Source organism: Parapedobacter soli (genome assembly GCF_025460835.1).
In the GTDB taxonomy this organism is placed as follows: domain Bacteria; phylum Bacteroidota; class Bacteroidia; order Sphingobacteriales; family Sphingobacteriaceae; genus Parapedobacter; species Parapedobacter soli.
Genome location: NZ_JAMXAY010000067.1, coordinates 1 through 21,868 on the forward strand (window position 1 = coordinate 1; position 21,868 = coordinate 21,868).

The window sequence follows — 21,868 nt, forward strand, 5'->3', positions numbered from 1 at the left end:
CTCGATGCTGATCACGAACGAGGACGGTGATCTGGAGTGGGCTACTATCGAGGAGATCGTGCAGGCGAACGAGACCCTGACATCAATGTTGCAGGATGACGATACCGGCATCATTACCTATACCCCGGAGAGCGGTCCGGCAACCACAGCCAATGTCGTCAGCGGCGATGATGGAAACCGAATCACCGTAGGTGATGACGGCGGTGCATATTACGCACTTGCGAATAAAGTGGTGACTGTAACCGCTACACATGTTGTAGAAGACGACGAAGGGACTGTGCTGATCAATACGCCAGCAGGTGGTTCCACAATTACGCTTCCTGCGGCAGCAGACAGTGAAAATCGTATTATCGAACTACGCAATATGGATACTACTGGAAATATCATCACACTCAGCGCAAACGTGACGATGGCCAATGGCATTACCTTCACCCAATTCAATATACAAGGGACGATACGTATCCAGAGTGATGGTACAAATTGGTATAAAATCAACTAAGCGTGGATAGTAATTTGGGTTTAACGTCAAAATTAGAAATAATGAATACAACCATAAAAAATGTTGGAATGTTGGTCGCTGCGCTGTTTGTAGCAACCACGGTGTCCGCACAAGTCACGCAACAAAAAGTTGGAGATAATCCGACAATGATTAATCGCAATGCCGTTCTGGATGTGCAAAGTACCAATAAGGGCTTGTTAATTCCACGCTTGGCACTGAGGGCAACAGATGATTTTGATCCACTTACCGAACACGTAGCAGGTATGACCGTGTACAATACAGCTACATCCGGCACAGGAGCGACGGCCGTTACACCGGGCTACTATTACAACGATGGTACCAAGTGGGTGCGTTTGGCGATTGCAACAGATCTGAAAACAGAGCCTTGGTTTGACCAAGCCACCAACACCGAAGCAACGGAAAACTTCCAAAATATTTATCAGATTGGGAACGTAGCTGTGCAGAAAATGACGTCAATGCCTGATGTTGCTTTAGACGTGGCAGGCGCTGTGCGAGGTGGTATAAATTATAACGGCGATGTCGGATTTAACTCAGCAGCTTTCGGTTCAGATAACGTAGCAAGTGGAGCGGAGTCTTTCGCTACCGGATCACAAAATATAGCCAGCGGTGAAAATTCCGTGGCGATGGGTAGAGAGTCAGAAGCCAGTGGCGAAAATTCGGTGGCAATTGGAAATGGGGCAGAAGCAACGGGTCTGAACTCTGTCTCGATAGGTGCTTCCTATGCTATGGGAACTTATGCTATGGCATTCGGTAGTAGTGGTCAAGCAATAGGTGATTTCTCACTATCATTAGGAAACTATGCGCAAGCATATGGCCAATTCTCCACCGCGTTTTCTCAAGCTATGGCTTATGGAGAACACTCGTTTGCAGTAGGAGCACAAATAGAGCCTCATTCTTTATCCGAAGTAGCGTTTGGGAGGCATAACGCCATAAAGACTGGAGATGCTACAACTTGGGTAAATACTGATGCGCTCTTTCAGTTAGGAAATGGTCTCAGCATTGGAAATAACGCCATCACTGTTTTGAAAAACGCACATACCGCTATTGGCGTTGTAGGTACTGAAGCTGCAGCTAAGCCTACTGAATTATTAGACTTAGGCGGAACTGATGTGCTTGGACAAGGGGGCTTAAGGATACGCAATATCAATAGCGTTGATTATACAGGAGATGCAACTACCGACAAAATAGTCGTTGCAGATGCGGACGGAGTGTTAAAAACCGTAGCCGTAACCGATATAGCATCAAACGTAACTGCCGACAACGGTCTAACCAAAACATTGGACAACATCCAGTTAGGAGGTGACTTAAAGAAAAACACATTAATCACCTTAGATGAATTCGACTTTGAAATCGATGCCACAGACAGTGATTTAATCATATCAGGCTTAGACAAAACAAAAGTGCAAGCTACGGTAAATGGAGCAACAGGTACAGGTATTACCCAACATTTGTTGGCGGTAGATGCGGATAACAACGTGAAAGCACTCAAAGCAGCCATGCCTAAGTTCTTCTATATGCCGTCTATCATCGTGCCGACAAGTGAAGAACAATTAAATGCTGCAGGGGCCGGAAAAGTAACAGGAGATGCATTTAATGATGCCACTCGTCAGGGAACAATTCAGTTGCATACTCGTTATGCAGAGCAGTTTGGGTTAACAGGTGTTGCCGAGACCAGCCCCGGTGCGCCAGCATTACCAGTATTGCCAGCCTCAGAGTTGCATTATTATGTAACATGGTACGATACCAATGTGTTTGAAAGTGTAGACGTGGACGCAAGCGGAGTAATGACTTACAAAGTAATAGACGGATCAGATATTACCGTTGGATCGTTTATGAATATTGTATTTGCTGTTAAAGAAGATTAATTGATATATTGTAAAGGTGGCATTTGAGCCTTATAGACGGGGTGAAGCACAACGCAAATGTAAGGCTCAAATGTAACTTGAATTTTTTGAATGCCGACAACTTAGCCTGTGGTGGCACCTATACAACACAACGCTAAGTGACGATATCCAGTGTCGAGTCAATGTATCGAAGAATTGTTTGGTGACAACGCTATTATTGAACAGCCATTATACGACGACTAAGGTAGAAAGCGGTTTTATTAGAGAGGACAAAAGATGAGACAGTTAAAGACATTGTTAATGCTATTCGTGCTTACCTTCGCTGGAGGTACGGCGATAGCGCAAACGTGTAGCATAAACGCGGGCGGTGATGTCACGATCTGTGGCACGACGCACACATTGGCGGGTGCTTATAGCGGAAATACGTCGGGCTCGCCTACATGGACAATAGTATCTAAACCAGCAGGGGCTCCGGATCCGGAGATTAGCGATATAAACTCCTATACGCCCGATGTCACAGGGCTGACCCATCCTGGCGATTATACGTTCCAAATTTCACAAAACTGTACCTCGGGAACAGTAACTTCTCAAGTAACGGTTACAGCACCCGGCGATGTTTCCACATTTACCGCCGGAGCAGACATTACGACAACACCTGCCTCAGTAGGGGAGGTGGAACTCAATGCGGTGGTGCCGCCCGGTTACACCATACAGTGGAGTGCTATCAATATCTACAACAACGTACGTTTTAGTCAGACGAATTCAGCAAACGCACAATTTAGCACGCTTACCTCACCGACAACAACGTTCAGCTTAATCAAAAAAGCAAACCACGATGTGGACCCGGCTTATCGGGTGATAGCGAAAATAACCTCTATCGAAAACCCAAATTGCTCCTACGAAGATGAGTTGATTGTACGCTTTATACCCAATCCACAAATCGAATTGCGTTCACCATATTCGATGTGTATATCGCCGACGAATCCTGCTGGGGATTATTACTTACCCTTTACAGCTAACTCACCGATATTTGCTACACGGCAAAGCGATGTTGCTGGAAATCCTGCCTACGGTACGACAGTCACACTGAATGTAGTGAGCCAGCCAGCAGGAGGAAATATATCGTACAGGGATATCAGTGACGAACGCCTTTATTTTGATGGGACAGATGTTCCGGGGTCTTATGTATTTACCATTACAGTAAGCAATACGCTTGGAGAGAGTTATACTACACCCAATCTTACCTACACCAATAATGGTATTCAACCGAGAAATGTCAGTTTCCTGACAGCTTCCCGACCAGAACAAATGGCGGTGTATTCTTTTGGAGGTTCAGGCGGGGAGGTGCATTGTGCCTCTATGGCAGGTACCAATACACCCATCACGTTTTTCTTTACTATTGATCCTTCGGATCCAGCCACAGTAATCTCTATAATAAAGAATAGTGGAATCGCACCTCCGGGTGGTGCACCAACTCTGTCGTTAAGCGGAGCCGGTACGCATGACCGCTCTGTAACGGTAACACCACCTGCAGGAGGATGGAGTGTAGGAACGTATAGAATTGGAGTGGAAACACGTAACGGAACCGGGCCTGGATCTTGTGGAACCTCACAAGATTACTTTATCCATATATCGGATGGTAATCGTGTAGATGTAGGAGTAGATGATATAACAGTTTGCTATCCGGGCTCAGGCTCGGTAACAGCTACCGTACCACTTCCTGATGTTTATCAGCAAGTAGTGAACAGCAGTTACTTACAGAATTTTGATGGAATATATCACTTTACAACGGTTTCAAGACCTCCAGGGTCAGCAGTTCCGGTATTTCAAACTACAGACCAGCGGACATTGACCCATACCTCCACGACCATCAGTAACCTGAACAGGGAGGGGGAATATGTGTTTACGATAGAGGCAAGACCCAGAGCTGGAGGTGTCGGAGCATTTCTCGATCAAGAATACGAGTGCTCGGATGCTTCCCTCAAAGGTACCTTCTCGGTATTCGTCAGTACGCAGGTCAATGCCAATGCAGGAAGTGATCAAAATATAACCTGTCCGTTAGGAGCAACAATTACGATGAATGGTAATGATCCAGGTGTAGCAAGTAACGGAGAGTGGACAATTGAATCTAAACCAGTAGGTGCACCGGATCCAACCTTCTCAGATATTACACTACGCAATGCAGAGGTATCAGGATTTAGACCAGGAACATATACCCTCCGTTGGACAATCACAACCGGTGATTGTACCAGCTACGACGAAACAACGTTGACCGTTACCGATACAGATTGTCCCGCACCTGGTGGCGTTGCGGCAGCAGCATGGCATAGGGCGGACGCTTTAGTGTACGTGGATAATGGAACTACTTTAGCCTCTGAAGGACAAAAAATACAATTCTGGGGTGAGTTCAACGGAACAGGTATGGACTTTTCACAGACTACAGAAGTGAGAAAACCAACCTATACCCCCGAAGTGATGCTCAACTTCAACCCCACAGTGCGGTTTACGAGAGCAGATCTAAATCACATGATCTATACGGCACCTACTTCTTCGGTTAAAGAAATGGGAAGCTTGTATTTTGTTGCCAAACAGGCTACCGCTACCAATTTTGGGTCGGGTGTCTTGGGCTGGGACAATACGATGGACTACCCTGGATGGCACACGCTCAGTAGTGGGGAATATTTGCTTTTCCATAATGGGAACTTTACACCAACCACAGAAGCAATTAATAGCTCTATCCCTAACATTATAGGTGGATCATGGAAAAACGGCGCAGGAATAAATACGAGCCGATTACTGTTTGACACGCGCTACAATGGGTTTGTTGTCAGTTATGATAATGTGTTGAACATCAGCCATTCTAATACTGTGTATCGTATCGGACACGATACAAATTATGGTGCTTACGATGGTAACATCGGTGAAGCCCTATATTTTGCACATGACCTTACGGCAGATGAAAAGAATCGGGTAGATAGCTACTTGGCGATCAAATACGGCGTTACTTTGCGTAGTGGCGACTTTGAGACGGGTGTGTATGATTATCGTTCCTCCGATAATAGCGTGGTATGGGATGGCACTACGAACACTGCCTACCACAATAACGTATTCGGTATAGCCAATGACGAAAATTCAGCGTTGGACCAGAAGCAGTCCAGAAGCCAGAACCCCAGTCAGAAACTGATCATTGGTGCGGGTAACTCTTTGGCCGAAAGCAATGCGGAGAACTCGAACAGCTTGACCGACGGTCAGTTCCTGATGATTGGCGACAATGGTTTAGAGCAAGGTCTGCGGGTTCCTTTGGCTTATACCGGAGGAACAAACGGTGAAACCAATATGCGTTTTGCTTCCATTTGGAAAACCCAAAATACAGGAAGTGTAGGTACAGTAACCATAGCGTGGCCAAAAGGGGTAAGAAACTTATACTTGGTACAATCGTCAGATGACGTTATCGATCTAAGCGATGATTTCGTGCCAATGACAAATGAAGTAACAATTAACGGAGTTGTTTATAACATCGCAAATGTAACATTGGGCAACTACTTTACCTTTGCCGGATTTGGAAATGCTCCGGGCGGTGTAACCAACGGCTTGTCTTATTGGTATCGTGCAGATATGGATGTCGAAAACACCGGAGAAGACACAGATGTTACCGGATGGACCGATATGTGGGGTGGAACAACAGTTGCACAATTGGGTGACAACCGTCTGCCGACATACAAACAAGGTGCGGTTGATTATTTCAACTTTAATCCAGGAATTAATTTTACTGACTTGACACAAAGAATCGGAAACATCGAGGTAAGAACATTGACCAACGATGATTATGACATATTTACCTTTACCAAAGAAGGTGTCTCAGGAAATCGACTGCTTAATATTGGATATAGTAATACGAGAGCTGCTGGAGGTAACTGGGATCAACCTGGTATCAGAATTGATGGGCGAGTGGGATTCAGAAACACAAATGAAGTGGTAGTCTATAGTGATAGATACCCTGGAGGAATACAGCCTTCTACAACTATTCCAAGTATTATGTACCGAACATTTACACAAACAACAGTTAGCCAGGGTCTTAATGGAGATGCTAACGGAGTTGATGATACGTTCGCAACACCAATTGGAAGTATTGAAGGAGGACATATCTTTGGTGATAATAGAGCCGCTCCATTAGGAGGCGATGATGCTGGTATGACTGGTCATGTAGGTGAAACCATCATCTATGGTGCAGGTACTTTATCAGATATCGAACGCCGTAGAGTAGATTCGTATTTAGCAATTAAATATGGTATTACTTTAGGTAGAGTTGCTACAGAACATTACTTAAGTGCTGATGAAAGCTTGGTGTGGAATGGATCAGCTAACACTGCTTTCAACAATAACATCTTTGGTGTGGCTCGTGAAGACATCGGTCTTTTTGAACAAAAAGTGTCGAATAGTGTGAACGCAGGAACCATCCTTACAATAGCAACTAACGATGATTTCGTAAGTCCAAACTTAGAGGCTTCGCGTACGGGCTTTGCCAATGACCAAACATATTTCTTATTAGGTGATAATGATGTTGTAGATACGGATTCAGAAATTATGGTTATAGGTGGGGAGAATTACAAACGCATCAAACGCACTTGGTTGTCACAAAGACACAACACGCCTGGTGAGTTGTTCTTCCAAGCGGATCTTTTGAGCTATGGCTCAGATTTCAGCGCACTTAACGGTGTTGTAATGATTATTGCCGATGACGAGGATTTTACAGTTAACGTAAGAACCATTCAAGGTGTACATCAGGTAGGTAAATGGATTCACAGCTACGACTTCAATGCTGATGCATCACAACAATACATTACTTATGGTGTGATGGAAGAAGAATGCTTGCCTGAGTTCGTATGGAGCTCGCCAGTTGTTGCTTCAGGTAACACTGCGACCGGAACCATTGGTGGTATAGGATATACTTACACCAGTAGTTCCAATGTGCTAACATCACCTCAGATATTTGACAGTTACAATGTATTCCCTGCTTCAACAGATCCTTCAGATATTTTTAGTTTCCCAAGATTAGGGCATGCTGTAATTAGGAATATTGAAGTAACAAGCAATACCATTACTTTTGATGCGCCAGTAACAGATCCTATTTTGGTATTCTCATCTATTGGAGGTCCTGCGGGGGCTGTTCCAGTAGAGTTTGCGCAACCGATGGAGGTATTGTGGATGGATAGTCCTCCAGGAAGTTGGAGTGTTTCTTGGGATTCAGAATACCAGATAACAGGGCACGAAGGTTATGCAATCGTAAGGATTCCGGGTACACACAGTTCTATTTCTTTCGACTATACTGCAGCAGAAAATTATGCAAACTTTATGTTCGGGGTAGCAAAAGAAAGAAACTGTGCAGTGGATATACAAGTTCATAAAATAGGACCTGTTTCAGCAGAAGTAGGCGGTACCATAAGTTATACCATCCATGTAACTAATAACGGTCCTGGAGATGCTACAGATGTAGTGGTGAAAGATCCAGAAGTTGACTATTTCGAAGTAACAGGTGTTACTTATGAGTTGGGTGCAGGATCAGGAGGTAGCGCAACAGCTCCAGCCTCTGCAACAATTGCCGATTTACAAGGTGCAGGTATTGTTATACCAAGTATGCCATCAAGCAGCGGGGTAACTTTTACAGTAACAGGTACGGTAACTGGTGTTGTTAATGATATTATTGTGAACACAGCAACAGCCGAATATGAAGATGATACAGACCTAAGCAACAATAGCGCTACAGTTAGTACAGAAATCTATGGTTGTGTAGGTGAAGAGTCAACCTACACCTTTAGCGCAACTGCTACGGCAGCTTTACCCACGAATGTGTTTGGACCCGACGGCGGTACGATAGACCTCGTCTATACCCTGGCCTCCGGGGATCCAGTACCGGGTATCGGTACAGAGTTTACGGTGCCTGTGACGATTAGTGAGTTCAGAAGCCACTTCGGCGAAGATCACAAGTGGTTAGACTATCGGTTAGAGGCTGGCGGTACGGTTTTGACGCTTAGACCTGATGTGGGACCCAATGGTATAAACGGTTGGTACGACGGTTTGCCACCAAACAACCAACAGGCTGAAGGACCTCCATTGGCACATAACCGTACAGACAACGTGTTTACCACGAGGCTTGAAGAGGGAGCGATAGATGAGTTGGGAAGGTTTTCGATGACGATAGGCAATTACCCTGTAGCTCCGGCAGGTTATACGGTGAAAACAGAAGCTTTTGAAGTAACTGCTGCAGGAGACTTAGAGATCAATTTTAATCGTTCAGGTTTCTGGATGAAACCACTAATTCAGACGGGGATAAACCCGGTCCCGAACGCTAATATTCTAAGTACGAAGTTAAGAGCGGGAGATACTTATGAGTGGCGATATGCGGCGTTCTCTGATGGAACAGACTATCGATTGGGTGAGGATGAAGCCAGAGGCGTAGGCTTTAGAGCGCTAAATTCGGTGACATTCTTCAAAGATTGCCAGCGAAGAATTATCACGAACCCTATTCTTATCAACCAGGCGAGGCAGTAAATCGAAAGCGGTAGATAAAATCAGGTGAAGTGAACCGATGGGTGGGCATTAATTAATCAGGTATTAACAAGAAAAATATATGAACAGGATAGGAGAAGCTGTACTGATGGTGTTGCTGATGGCACTTCCGTTTGGCGTGCTGGCCCAAGACGGTGCCGGAAGTTTCACCTCAGACAATTCCCGGGTGGTGATTGCTCCGGGAACCGTTGAGCTTCGTTTTTCGGAGTCCTCTTACTTTGGCCCCAACAGTGAGTGGGAAATCCACGGCACGTTGGAGATTTGGAGCAAGAATATTTGGATCGCACCCACCGCTAAATTTACGGGAACGGGTCGCATCATCATCCACGATCCGGGTACCAACCCCTATTACGAGGATATGGCTTCGGCCCCCACCTTGATCGACGGCAACGACAGCAACCCGATCGGCGTAGCGGTTGAATTGCGCAACCCGAACAACTTGGTGCTGGGCGACATTGCCGACCCGGGCTACGGGTTGGCCAACCCGGCCGGATCGCGCGCGGCCGCCCTCCATTTGGGCGGGCTGTTCGAGTTTGCGGTTGACGGCGGCGACGTCATGCTCAACGGCCACGACATGCTCCTCAGCGCCGAATCCAGCTTGCTCGGCTACGGTCCGCGGCGTATGGTCGTCACCAGCAATAGCGTAGCCGGACACTTGGTGAAAACCTATGCCAACCGCTTGGCCTTTACCTTCCCCGTCGGCATCGCCGAGGGCGACTACACGCCGGCGACCCTGGCGCCCCAAGGCGACGCTACGCTCTACGTGGGCGTGCAAGACTACGGTGCGGCGGGCATCGAGCTCCCCGACCCCGAAGAGGGAATGGACCGCATCTGGCATATTTATGCCGATGGAGGCGTAAACGCGACGTATACGCTTCAGCATAATACCGTGACCAACGGTTTGCTTTACGTGGATGAGACGGCAGAGGTCGTGCAGTATGCAGGTGGTACCAACTGGATTGGCGACGTGACGGTGCTTGAGGGCGAGGGAATCCATACGCGGGCCGACATCCTGGTGGCCACGGGCACGGCTACGGACGGCAGCTGGCTGACCAAATTCTCGTATGCGGCGGACATAGGGCCTACGGCGCATGACGACATGGCGAACGTCGAGTCGGGCTCCTCAGTGCAGATCGTGGTACTGGCCAATGATGAGCCGGGTAGTAGCCCAATTGTTTCCAGTGGCGTGCGCATTACGCGTCAACCCGCTAACGGCACGGTCGTGGTCAATCTGGATGGAAGCATTACGTATACACCTAACGAAGGTTTTGTGGGCGATGATACGTTCGAGTATGAAATTGAGGATGAAAACGGCCTGACGGACCGTGCGGAGGTGACCATTACGGTTACACCGCGTCCGCTCCGCATCCCGAACGTGTTCACGCCGAACGGTGACGGACGCAACGACGTCTTCGAGATTGAAGGCATCGAAGGGTTCGACCGCATTGAGGTAACCGTCATTAACCGTTGGGGTAATGAGGTGTACCGCAATACCAACTACCGGAACGATTGGAACGGTGGCAACCTGAATGAGGGTACTTATTATTATCAGATCAGGACACATCGCGGAGGGCAGGCCGGGGATTATACCGGTTGGGTATTGATTAAGAGGCAGTAGAGACGTGAGATTTGAGACGCTGAACGGAGTGAAGTCCACAATCGTCCTCGTTTGAAACGAGGATGTATGAGAACAGCGTCTGTGACGCTTTAATGATACAAAAGCATAAATAGACGTGAGATACTGAACATAGTGAAGTCCCGATGCATCGGGATGAGATATGAGACGGTAGGGGCGCAAGATTTTGCGCCCACTATCGGAGTCATCGAATCGACAAATCAACAGATCAGCGAATAAGCGAATAGGCAAATAAGCGAATCAACGAATACGCAATACATATGAAAAAGATAGTAGGATTAGCAGTATTAGGGTTGGTGGTCGGGTTTTCCCAGCCTGTCCGCTCCCAGCAGAACATCCAGTTCACGCAGTATATTTTCAACTCGATGAGCGTGAACCCGGGCTATGCGGGTTACAAGGAGGAGTGGTTCGGTCAGCTGGGTCTCCGGAGCCAGTGGGTGGGCCTGGACGGAGCGCCGCAGACGGGCTTGCTGTCGGTAGACGGCGTGCTGGACGCGGACGGTGCCAAGCGCCACGGGGTGGGCCTGCAGCTGACGGCCGACAAACTGGGTCCGCAGTCGGCAACCTCGGGCTACCTGAACTACGCGTTCCGGCTGCGTCTGGATGACGCGGATACGCGGCGTCTGAGCTTCGGCCTGGGTGCGGGGGTGACGCAGTACAGCCTGGACGGCACGATGCTGGACCCGATCGATGGGGGCGACGCCCTGCTTCCGCCCAACCGGATCAACAGCTTCATCCCGGATATCCGCTTCGGGGTATACTACTACGCTCCGCGCTGGTATGCGGGGGTATCGGTGATGGACCTGCTGTCGGGCGACCAGAGCAACAACATTTTCCGGTGGGACGGCACCACGACGGACAACATCCGCCGGCAGCGCCACCTGTACGTGATGGCGGGGCTGATGTTCGACCTGGGTCCGGGCACGAAGCTGCGCCCGAGTGTGCTGGTCAAGGAAGACTTCAGGGGTCCGACGAGCCTGGACCTGAACGCGATGTTCATCTTCGGCGAACGCTTCTGGCTTGGTGGCGGCTGGCGTACGGGGGTTTCGGTGTTCGAGCGCGAGTACAACCGCATTTCGGGCAACAAGCTGAGCCGCAAGAACTCGTTTTCGGCCATTGCGCAGGTTTACCTGACGCCGGAGCTTCGCCTGGGTTACTCGTACGACCACATCGTTAGCCGTCTGGCTAGCGTGCAGAACGGTTCACACGAAGTGACGCTGGGGATTACCTTCGGCCGCCGCCATGGACGGGTACTGAGTCCGAGGTTTTTTTAGTATTGAGTATTGAGTATTGAGTATAGCGCCTGCCTGCCGCAGGCAGGTATTGAGTATTGAGGTTTGAGACGGTAGGGGCGCAAAATCTTGCGCCCAATAACGAATCAACAAATTCCCGCATCAAGACATCAACGAAATAGCGAATAAGCAAAAATAACGAACATGAAATTACATTACACCCGCTACTTGGTCTTTTCATTTTTAGTGGCGTTCTGTTTTCCTGCATTGGGCCAGGAGCAGCTCAGCGTCCGGGAGAAGGCCAACCTGCTTTACCAGAAATACGAGTACGCGAACGCGGTAGAGCTTTACCAGCGTCTGGCGGATACGCGCAACCCGCGCATTGGCGACCTGGAGCGTCTTGCCGAGGGCTACTGGCTGATGAAGGACTACGAGCGTTCGGAGACGTGGTACGCCCGCGTTGTCTCGCACGGCGACAGCCGTCCTGAGCACCGCCTGGGCTATGCCGAGGTGCTGAAGGCGCAGGGCAAGTATGCCGAGGCCAAGGCCCAGTACGAGTCGTACGCCGGGCTTACGGGCGATGAGGCCTCGGTTGCCGTGGCCATCGCCGGGGCTGACTCTGCCCGGGTTTGGCTTGCCGACCCGACCACGCACACGCTGCACAACGAGCGCGGGGTGAACACGGAGCGCTCGGAGTTTTCAGCCTTCCCTTCGGGGAGTACGGTCTACTACGCGGGGGAGCCCGGTGCCGAAGTAGGTGCGGGTACCTACGGATGGACAGGCGAAAGCTACCTGCGGGTGTACACGTCCAGCCCGGGTACGGGCGGACTGACTAACCCCGGGCTCATGCCGGGGGCGGTCAATGACGGCACCTACCACATCGGCCCGGTTGCGGCCAGCGCCGACGGGGAGATACTCTACGTGACCCGCACGTATGCGGAGAAAGAAGAAACACTGCGCACGCGCGAGGACCGCAAGCGGTTCCGCACGCATACCCTGGAGCTGTACATCCACCGCGAGCAGGGCGACGGCACGTGGACCACGGAAGCCTTTGCGCATAACAACCCGAGTGAATACTCGGTGGGCCATGCCGCGCTTTCGCCGGACGGCCAGATCCTTTACTTCTCCAGCGACATGCCCGGTGGGCATGGAGGCACGGACATCTGGTACAGCGAGCTGCAGGATGACGGTAGCTGGGGCACGCCTACCAATGCGGGAGGCACCATCAACAGTGCGGGAGACGAGCTGTTCCCGAGCATCGCACCGGACGGTACGCTGTACTACTCGAGCGACGGCTTTGCGGGTATGGGCGGACTGGATATCTTCCGTTCGGAAGGCAGCCGTGGTACGTGGAGCACCCCGGCCAACCTGCGGCACCCGGTCAACTCGAGCGGCGACGACTTCGCGTTCGTGGTTTCGGAGCTGGGCGAGGGGGGCAAGAAAGGATACCTTTCGTCCAACCGCCGCGGCGGCGTTGGTGGCGACGACATCTACTCGTTCGGCTGGGAGCGTCCGAAGATCATCATCATCCTGAAAGGTACGACGTCTGACAAGCATACGGGCGAGCGCTTGGCAGAAGCCTCGGTATCCCTTTACGACGGCCGCCGCGAGCTTATCGCACGGAAGGCGAGCGACGGTTCGGGCAACTTTATTTTCGAGCTTTCGCCTGGACAGCGCTACACGGTGCTGGGGCAGAAGGAAGGCTACCATGCGGACTCTGCGAAGGTGAGCACGGAAGGCATCACCAAGTCTGACACGTTGGAAGTAGCCCTGCTGCTGGAGCCGGTGTTCAAGCCGGGAGACACCTTCGAGCTGGAGAACATCTACTACGACTTTGACAAGCACAACATCCGTCCGGATGCGGCGGAGATACTGGACGAGCTGGTGCGCACAATGCGCGACAACCCGACGCTCAGGATCGAGCTGTCGAGCCATACGGACAGCCGTGGCAGCCACGCGTATAACGAAGCATTGTCGCAGCGTAGGGCACAGTCGGCCGTTGATTACCTGGTGAGCCGCGGTATTGCGCGCGACCGCATGGTAGCCAAAGGGTACGGCGAGACCAAGTTGGTAAACCGCTGTGCCAATGGTGTGCCATGTAGCCGTGAAGAACACCAAGCCAACCGCAGGACGGAAGTAACCGTATTGTTATACTAAATTAACGTGATATGAAGAGCGTTATACGGACGAAGGCCCAGAAAAAGGGCAAAAAGAAAAGAAAAAATCCGGTCGCAAACGAGTTCGATGATGCCTTGGGCAATCCATTGCGGCAGGCAGACATTGTAGTTGCGATCCAATACTACGGTATTACCGAATTACTGGATCATATCGGAGTAGCGGAAGTTAAACGCTATTTGGCCAACAACCAGCAAGGCGATAATGATCAAATCAGCTCTTTCTCTCTTGCGTAGGCCAGCAACTCGGTAATTGAGTTTACTTGAGCCTTTGTCATCATCTTGCGCCGGTGGGCCACAACCGTATGTCTGCTGAGGTGGGATTTGTTTGCCGGTTCGATTACCGACAGCCCTTGTGCGAAATGGTGAAGCATTTCGAGCTCACGGGCAGTGAATGGGATTTCATCCGCCGACAGCAACGTCGTATCCATCACTTCTTGAATCAACGGGCCCACATAGGATTTGTCTTGTGCGATGGCTTGTAGGCATTGGATAACGACGTCGACGCCGCAGGCTTTGCTGAGAAATCCGTCGGGTTTATAGGTTGAAATGTGATTGACAATAGCTGGCGTGGATACGCTACTGACGATGATGACCTTGGCTTTCTTGTTAATCCGCCGCGTCTCGTTGATCAGGGTCAGCGCATTCTTTTGCGGCAAGTAATAATCGAGGAATAAATAGAACGGCTCATCGAAGTGCTTAACCAAAAATTCCAGGTAAGCCCGTTCGTCACCTGCAAAAATATTTGCCGATTTGAAAAGATTAAGCCGCTCAAGAACCGAAGAAAACGCTTCGGCAAACAGTAAATGATCATCGTAGATAACCGCAATAGGGCTTTCTAACGAGTGTAAGGGTATCGCGGTACGGAGCAAGGGGTTATTTTTTGATGATAGCAAAGCTCATGATTAGTTGAAAGTACCAAACTTAGCAAAAAAATATTATTTTATTGCGACGCCCGCTACCATTGCGCTTACGATGCGGGGATTAGTTCACCGAGCGGAATAGAAGCGGTAATTTGCGTGCCTCGCGAATTGGAATCAACGGTAAGAAAACCACCGTATTGCTCCGCACGGTCTTTCATCGATTGGATACCGATACCCGTTGTGGATGATTTTATTGATTTGGCGCCTTTACCATCGTCAGAAATTGACAACACCAGCGCTGGGTCCTCGCGGTATAACAGGACCGCAACATGTCGCGCATTCGTGTGCTTGATCGTGTTCGTGATGGCCTCTTGTATAATGCGGAGTAAATCAATTCGGACGGTTATGGGTAAACGGGATAGCGTAGCATCATCTACGTGCACCTCCTTGGTGTAATGGCGATCGGCGAGCGCACTGTCGAGCAGGTGTTGAATCCGATGTTTGAAATCAGACTCTCCCGATTCAGTAGCTTGGTCATACCATTGATGGCTTTTGCCGCGGGCGATGGTATAGGCGTGCCCAATTTGATGTTGGATATCGCTGAGCTTCCCGGCAACTTCCGGCTCACTGTCGGCTATCAACAACTCCAGTTGGAATTTGGCTGCCGCCAAGGTGGCCGACAGCCCATCGTGGAGGTCGCGTGCCAGGCGTTTCTGTTCATCGCGGACCGCCTGCGCCTTGATCTCTTCCATGGCAGCTATTTGGATGTTGGCAGCGGTATTCAGCGTTTCAATTTGCGCTTGCGTCTTTTTTTCGCGACGACGTATCATCAAGTAAACGACAGCGATAGCTGCGACGGTAAAAATAGACACGGCAATCAACCACGTCGTGCGCCGACGCTTTTCCTGTTCAGCTTCTTCCAATGCCTGCCGGTTATATTCCGCTTCGGTATGCGCGTAGAGCAATTCGTCGATATCGTTGACGAGTATGGACTGGATGGAATCGATATCCTGCACGGCATCCGCGGCCCGTTCAAATGCTTGTTGATACTTCCCCTGGTTAGCCAACAGTTCCGCTTCAAACCGGTTCAATGTAAAGTCGTGGTCGGTGAATACCCCAGGGCTCGCTTTCAGTTTGGCAATATAGAAGGCTGCACTGTCGTTTTGTTTGTAGGTAAGGAAATAGTCGATCAATTTGGTCTCCAATACGGGTGCCAATTGCTGGACCAACCCGGCAGGCCTGGTCGTATCGGCATAAAGCGCGGTCTGCATCGCGTTTAGCGCCTCCCACGATTGCTGTTGGTGGTGTTCCGTTGTGAAATACTTATGATAGTTGAGGTTTTTCATGTAAAAATTAACCGTGAAGGCCGTGTTGGATGACCCCTTCATCTGTTTTTCCAATTCGCTATAAATGGCTTCGGCAAGGGCGATGGTTCCGTCGACGCCCGCCGCGTCTCCGAGCTTGGCATACGCTTGGACCGTTGGGTTCAGTACATTGATAAAACTAGCCGCAATATTCAAATTAATGGCTTTGGAACGCAGCAGTTCCGGGAACCGCTCGATATATTTACGTTCCTGTTCAAACGTAGCGATAACGTTCTTGTAATTGCGTTTGTCGATGTACATATTGCATTTCCGGCCGGCCACCAACAGTGGTTTTTCGCCATGCGCGGCCAAAATCTCCTGTTCGGCTTTTTCCAGGAAATAAATTCCTTCGCCTTCGCGGTTTCCATAGTTCGCGTTGTTGCTCAGGTTAATGTAGTAGTTAATGCGACTACTGCTCAACGAATCTGCACTCCAAGCAAACTCGCGGAACGTGGCAAGCCGTTGGATGAGCGTATCCCGATGGAAATGGACACCTGCGGCGAATTGGCGATTGATCCAGTCGTTCACCGCGTTAGCGTATCCGCGGCTATCCAAATCGCCTTGTTTCCATTGTCCATCCAATTGCTGGATGGTGGGGTGTTCATCGGCCACCGACACCAAGGTTGGGGCGGTAACGGTAAGCATACCGATAAGTAAGCACATCCGGGTTTTTCGTTGCATACGCTTTATTATTATGGACAACACATTTACGCAAGGGGATACCGTGGTAAAATTATACATTTCTTTCAAATCTAGCCTAAATCCACGTGCACAGATGCGCTGTCCGCGATCGTGGATTCGATTTCTGCGTCCATGGATGGGCCATCCACGTCCATGGATTTCGTATCCACGTTCGTAGATACGTTGTCCACAGGCGTGGATTCGGTTTCCACGTCCATGGATGGGCCATCCGCGTCCATGGATTTCGTATCCATGTCCATGGAAATTAAATACGCGTCTGTGGATGGCCCATCCACGTCCATGGATGAGGCATCCGTGTCCGTGAATCGATAGTCCATGTCTGTGGATCAGCAATTCACGTTCATGGAAAGTGTAGCTGTGTACACGAAAAGCTCGTTTTTCCGTTCACAACCAGCTACATTTAGTGGAATGGGATGAAAAAACGATTGTTCGTCGTGAGTAGCACAAATATGTTATTCGATCGATATTAGATAGCATGATTATGTTATTGTGTAAGGGTGTCGAATGGAACGAGAAGGGAAGCGATTATCTTTGCGCGTCTGCTGAAATTGAATGGTTTCCTAGTTGATAATCAGAATATTTAGTAATGTTTGGTTAATATAAATACCAGTGCATATAGGAGGATTTTTACGCTTACCACTTAGGAAATCGGTCAATTTTGGGTTTTTTCAATGCTTATTTATAGCCCAGGTAATCTAGGCTGAAAGCATTGCTGAGTGTCACGGGGTGGTGATTCCTGTGTTATTTATCTTTCTATCGTCAGACTTAATCTTAACGCGTATTCAATACCAATCGCATGGAAATGTTTTTACGTAAAATAGCATACAGTTTTTTTTGCCTACTGCTCAGTACGCCGTTTGTTTCGAACGGGCAAAATATGCCAATATGTGCTACGCCGGGGGCTGACGGGCCATACAACTATCCTTCTCCGATTAACACTTTTTTTCCGGGGAGTCATGATGATATTATCATTGCGGAGGGCGCTACACAAGTGCAGTTGGATCCGGTTCCGGACCCATTTTTGGTGGGTGCTACAACATACAATTTCGGGACTAACCAGATTGAAAAGGGTAGTTTGCTCTTGATTATTCAAATGCAGGGTGCCGAAATAAATAGTTCGGATAATGCGTCATATGGATCGGGCAGTGCCGCCGGGCAAGGAAGTGGATACACAGATATAGGCGACGTAGGTCGGTATGAATATGTCGTAGCGTTGAATGATGTCCCATTGACGGGGGGTGTGCTTGAGTTTAGAGGAGGTGGTCCAGGGGGTGGGTTAATCTATTCGTATGAAAATGCATCCGCGACAGCAACCTCCGGGCAGAAGCGTTTCCAAGTTGTTCGGCTGATGCAATTCTCGAATCTAACCATGGTTCAGGACATCAAGACCACGCCGTGGAACGGACGGGCAGGAGGCATTATCGCTTTTGACGTTGCGGGAACGCTGGATTTCAACGGTTACCTCATCGATGCCAGTATGACCGGCTTCCGAGGTGGCTACCTGAATACAAGAACAATTGGAAACGCGAACCAATCACTTTATAGAACAGAAAACACAGTCCTCGCCTCCACGAAAGGGGAAGGGGTGGCGGGTACACCAACATTCATGTGGGACGGGTACAACGAAGTAGCGTATCCCGAAGGCTGGCAAGGGTACCCCAATGGCGATTATGGTCGCGGGGCGCCCGGAAATGCGGGCGGTGGAGGGAATGTGCATAACGCCGGTGGTGGTGGCGGTGGCAACGGAGGTGCCGGTGGGTCAGGTGGCTACGGATGGGATAGTGGTTCGGGTAACAATCAGCTTACCGGAGGCCGGGGGGGAGCGGCCATGCCCCACGAATACGGCCGCCTGTTTATGGGGGGCGGTGGTGGTGCCGGTGACGCCAATAACGCGCTATCCGGGGTTAAGGGAGGCGTTGGCGGTGGGATTGTCATCATCACGGCCAATCGATTGGCTGGTATGGGTGCGATTCTCGCCAATGGCGGACGTGGTGAGGCTGGCCGCGAAGGGTCTTCCGCCGATGGTGCCGGTGGCGGTGGCGCGGGCGGCACGGTTTTCCTGAATGTAGCCAGCCCCAGTCCGGGAGCAAGTCTTAACGTTCAAGCCCGGGGAGGAAATGGAGGACACGCATTCACTGCAACACCTCACGGCCCGGGTGGTGGTGGCGGCGGTGGCGTGGTGTACTACCATGCGCCTTCGGCAAATATTACTACTTCGGTCATCGCCGGCCTTAATGGCAGAATCAACGACGGCGCTGGCGATGAGCATGGCTCGTCTGCCGGCGGGGTGGGGCAAGCGGCCAGTTTCACACCAGATCAATTACCTCCTTACCTGCAGGGGAACAGCGCGACATGCTACCCGATGCTAGAAATCCGAAAATCTAGAATCAACCCAACAACGCCTATCCCTGCCGGGTCGGCGATCACTTATGATATCGAAATAGAAAGCATCGCCGGTGGAGGAGCAAAAAATGTAATGGTCCATGACCAGTTGCCTGCCGGGTTTTTAGCTACTTCCGCTACGATAATATACTCCACGGCACCGGGCACGGTCACGAATATTACTAATTCCGGTACGCCGGAAGCGCCACAGTTTGGCCCGTTCAATATCCCGGGAGGGGTTACGGCGATTATTAGAATGCGGGTAAATGTGCCGAGTTCTACTGTGCCAGGCACGTACCATAACCCGGCGCAGGTTACCTTTTTCGACCCCGGCCGGGATATTTCAGATCCGGAACGAGCGGTATCCCCGGTATCGCACGCGTTGCCTGGGGCGAATACATCCTATATGTCCAACGGTGAGTCGGTGGGCGGAACCAACTATGATCTAAACCAGCCCGATGAAGACGTTATTATAGAGGCTCCAACCGTTTCTATTGTCAAAACAGTAGACAATACTTGCTTGGATCCGGTAAATGGAAGCGTATTCACGATATCGGTCAGAAACGAAGAAGCAGTGGCCGTCAACAATATCATCGTCGAGGATATACTTCCAGCGGGTCTCGAGCTCAATGGAATGATTACAGCGCCGGGCTGGTCGGTAAGCGCTTCCGGTTCGCTCTATACGTTTACTCGAGCGGCACTGGGTGCGAATTCGGATGCTGACGATATCAAAATACCAGTACGGATCGCCGCTGGTGCGACACAAGCAAGTTGGTCCAATCTGGCGACCGTAACGGGCGGAGGTTCGTCCGAAGCGACAGTGTATGCACCGGTAACGGGCGTAACGGCACAAGTCACCAACTTGGGTGCAGCATGTAACGACGGTACGTTTTATATAGCAGGTAATGTGCCGGGTGTCGGTGAGGGTAGATGGACATTTGTGGGCGATTCGCACGGTGCCCAGCTCGCCACCCCGACACAGCCCAACACGATGGTTGCCAATGTGCCTGTTGGCCAGGCTGTTGTGGTCCGCTGGGTAGTTACCAATGGTGATTGTAGCGATTATGCGGAACTTACGCTGGAAAACAACACGGTTTTGCCTACGGCAGTGATGTCAGGCGGTGGGGAATATTGTGCGGGTTCGCCGATGCCGCCGATAACGGTTACGCTGACCGGATCCGGCAATAGAACGTTCGTCTACGTAGACGGAGAAGGCTTAGAACACACGGTTGTGACCAACCAAAACACCTATACCATTAATCCCGCTCACGATGGGGTGTTCCGCCTAAAATCCGTTACGGCCACAGGCACCCCCTGTGCCGGTACCATCAGTGGCAACGCTATTATTATGCAAAGCCCAGCTTCGGTAGGTGGCAGCATCGCCGGTGGTAGCGACGTTTGCCTGAATGATGTACCGGCACCTTTGACGCTGTCCGAGCATGTGGGCTTCGTGGAGTCTTGGGAAGCCAGCATTGACGGAGGAAACTCGTGGACCGATATAGCCGGCTCTGAAGGACTGTCCACATACCAGCCAGATGCGTTGGCACAAGCGACCACATTCCGTGCACGTGTGAAAAGCGGGGCCTGTGACGCCGTCTATTCTAGTCAAGCAACGATTACCGTATCTATTCCCCCTACGGTTACGATCGAGTATGGCACATATTGCGCCGATGAGGGTACAGCGCCCGTCCTAATTAATGGAACCGGAGCTTATGCCACTGGAACGTACAGCAGCACGGCCGGATTAGTGATTAATACGGCTACGGGCGAAATTGACCTCGGTGCCAGCACCCCAGGAGCCTATACCGTTACCTACACGATTCCGGCATCGGGAAGCTGTGGACCTGTCATCGCCACAGGTGAGATTACAATCACGGAAGTGCCTGTCGTTAATGCTGGCACGGATATGACCCAATACACGAATCCGTTATTCCAGCTCGGCGCCACGAACAGCGTGGGGGATGGCGAATGGTCGATCGTGTCTGCGTCGCCGGCCGGATTGGACCTTTCGGCCATCAGCGATATCCTGAACCCAAATGCGACGGTTACCTTGCCAGCCAACACCACCGTGACGCTCCGCTGGACTGCGACCAATGCAAGCTGTGTCGTGTCCGACGATGTCGTGGTAAGTTATCTGATACCTGAGCTGCGTTTGGCAAAGACAGGAGTACTCGATGCTAGTAACGGAACGATTACGTACACGTTTGTGGTAGAGAACACGGGTAGCGTACCCGTTGATAATATTGTCGTTAGCGACCCTAAGATCGCCAGCCCTATTGTGCTTGACTTAACTGCGCTTGCTCCCGGTGGCATTGCCACGGGTACGGCAGTTTATACGCCTGACCAGAACGAGTTTGATTTGGGCGTGGTTGAGAATCTTGCTACAGTTGAGGGCGATAATCCTGACGGTGATCCCGTTGATCCCGTTGAGTCTACGCCTGACCCTGCTAACCCGGCAAGCCCACCTGGGACGCCTACGGAAGTGGAAATCCCTGCGGACCCATCACTTTCACTGGTCAAGACCGGTGTGCTGTCCGCTGACGGCAACACCATCGAGTATACGTTCACGGTGACCAACACGGGC

Annotated in this window: 12 protein-coding genes; 8 read left to right on the forward strand and 4 right to left on the reverse strand. The window is 50.5% G+C overall.

Going from position 1 to position 21,868, the window contains the following annotated elements; translation table 11 throughout:
- From NGM62_RS19355 to NGM62_RS19375, 5 genes are all read left to right on the forward strand, one after another.
- Nucleotides 1-499 (forward strand): hypothetical protein (locus NGM62_RS19355; protein ID WP_262249960.1); only part of this gene is annotated, 499 nt, incomplete at its 5' end.
- Between the two features lie 41 nt (nt 500-540).
- Nucleotides 541-2,385 (forward strand): hypothetical protein, encoded by a 1,845-nt coding sequence (locus NGM62_RS19360; RefSeq protein ID WP_262249961.1) that lies wholly within the window; start codon nt 541-543, stop codon nt 2,383-2,385.
- Nucleotides 2,386-2,640: 255 nt separating this feature from the next.
- Nucleotides 2,641-8,913: a DUF11 domain-containing protein gene (locus NGM62_RS19365; RefSeq protein ID WP_262249962.1), complete on the forward strand. Its 6,273-nt coding sequence runs from the start codon at nt 2,641-2,643 to the stop codon at nt 8,911-8,913.
- Between the two features lie 79 nt (nt 8,914-8,992).
- Entirely contained in the window at nt 8,993-10,549 is a 1,557-nt protein-coding gene (locus tag NGM62_RS19370; protein WP_262249963.1) for a T9SS type B sorting domain-containing protein, read from the forward strand.
- Between the two features lie 278 nt (nt 10,550-10,827).
- Nucleotides 10,828-11,841 (forward strand): PorP/SprF family type IX secretion system membrane protein, encoded by a 1,014-nt coding sequence (locus NGM62_RS19375; protein WP_262249964.1) that lies wholly within the window; start codon nt 10,828-10,830, stop codon nt 11,839-11,841.
- Nucleotides 11,842-12,299: 458 nt separating this feature from the next.
- On the opposite strand, the gene NGM62_RS19380 is transcribed toward NGM62_RS19375, so the two are convergent.
- The gene (locus tag NGM62_RS19380; protein ID WP_262249965.1) at nt 12,300-12,482 is read right to left on the reverse strand and encodes a hypothetical protein; all 183 of its coding nucleotides are present in this window, start codon (nt 12,480-12,482) and stop codon (nt 12,300-12,302) included.
- Between NGM62_RS19380 and NGM62_RS19385 the strand changes: the two genes are divergently transcribed.
- Both NGM62_RS19385 and NGM62_RS19390 read left to right on the forward strand, forming a co-directional pair.
- Nucleotides 12,475-13,956 carry an OmpA family protein gene (locus NGM62_RS19385; protein WP_262249966.1) on the forward strand — a complete coding sequence of 494 codons (1,482 nt, stop codon included), beginning with the start codon at nt 12,475-12,477 and terminating at the stop codon, nt 13,954-13,956. The two genes, NGM62_RS19380 and NGM62_RS19385, sit on opposite strands and share 8 nt — an antisense overlap.
- An 11-nt stretch (nt 13,957-13,967) precedes the next feature.
- Nucleotides 13,968-14,210: a hypothetical protein gene (locus tag NGM62_RS19390; RefSeq protein ID WP_262249967.1), complete on the forward strand. Its 243-nt coding sequence runs from the start codon at nt 13,968-13,970 to the stop codon at nt 14,208-14,210.
- Here the strand turns inward: NGM62_RS19390 and NGM62_RS19395 are convergent.
- The 3 genes from NGM62_RS19395 to NGM62_RS19405 all read right to left on the reverse strand — a co-directional run bounded on the left by NGM62_RS19395 (nt 14,183) and on the right by NGM62_RS19405 (nt 17,219).
- Nucleotides 14,183-14,845, reverse strand: coding sequence for a response regulator transcription factor (locus tag NGM62_RS19395; RefSeq protein ID WP_262249968.1), 663 nt, complete (start codon nt 14,843-14,845; stop codon nt 14,183-14,185). The genes NGM62_RS19390 and NGM62_RS19395 overlap by 28 nt on opposite strands.
- A 98-nt stretch (nt 14,846-14,943) precedes the next feature.
- Nucleotides 14,944-16,881 carry a sensor histidine kinase gene (locus NGM62_RS19400; RefSeq protein ID WP_262249969.1) on the reverse strand — a complete coding sequence of 646 codons (1,938 nt, stop codon included), beginning with the start codon at nt 16,879-16,881 and terminating at the stop codon, nt 14,944-14,946.
- A 71-nt stretch (nt 16,882-16,952) separates the two neighbouring features.
- Nucleotides 16,953-17,219, reverse strand: coding sequence for a hypothetical protein (locus NGM62_RS19405; RefSeq protein WP_262249970.1), 267 nt, complete (start codon nt 17,217-17,219; stop codon nt 16,953-16,955).
- Nucleotides 17,220-17,698: 479 nt separating this feature from the next.
- Between NGM62_RS19405 and NGM62_RS19410 the strand changes: the two genes are divergently transcribed.
- Nucleotides 17,699-21,868, forward strand: a 4,170-nt coding sequence (locus NGM62_RS19410) for a DUF11 domain-containing protein (protein WP_262249971.1), incomplete at its 3' end; no start/stop codon positions are given.

Excerpts from the sequence above, each read along its gene's own strand:
- NGM62_RS19405 (WP_262249970.1), bottom strand. The coding sequence starts at position 17,219 with ATGGACTATCGATTCACGGACACGGATGCCTCATCCATGGACGTGGAT.
- NGM62_RS19365 (WP_262249962.1), top strand. The coding sequence starts at position 2,641 with ATGAGACAGTTAAAGACATTGTTAATGCTATTCGTGCTTACCTTCGCT.
- NGM62_RS19375 (WP_262249964.1), top strand. The coding sequence starts at position 10,828 with ATGAAAAAGATAGTAGGATTAGCAGTATTAGGGTTGGTGGTCGGGTTT.
- NGM62_RS19370 (WP_262249963.1), top strand. The coding sequence starts at position 8,993 with ATGAACAGGATAGGAGAAGCTGTACTGATGGTGTTGCTGATGGCACTT.
- NGM62_RS19400 (WP_262249969.1), bottom strand. The coding sequence starts at position 16,881 with ATGCAACGAAAAACCCGGATGTGCTTACTTATCGGTATGCTTACCGTT.
- NGM62_RS19390 (WP_262249967.1), top strand. The coding sequence starts at position 13,968 with ATGAAGAGCGTTATACGGACGAAGGCCCAGAAAAAGGGCAAAAAGAAA.
- NGM62_RS19360 (WP_262249961.1), top strand. The coding sequence starts at position 541 with ATGAATACAACCATAAAAAATGTTGGAATGTTGGTCGCTGCGCTGTTT.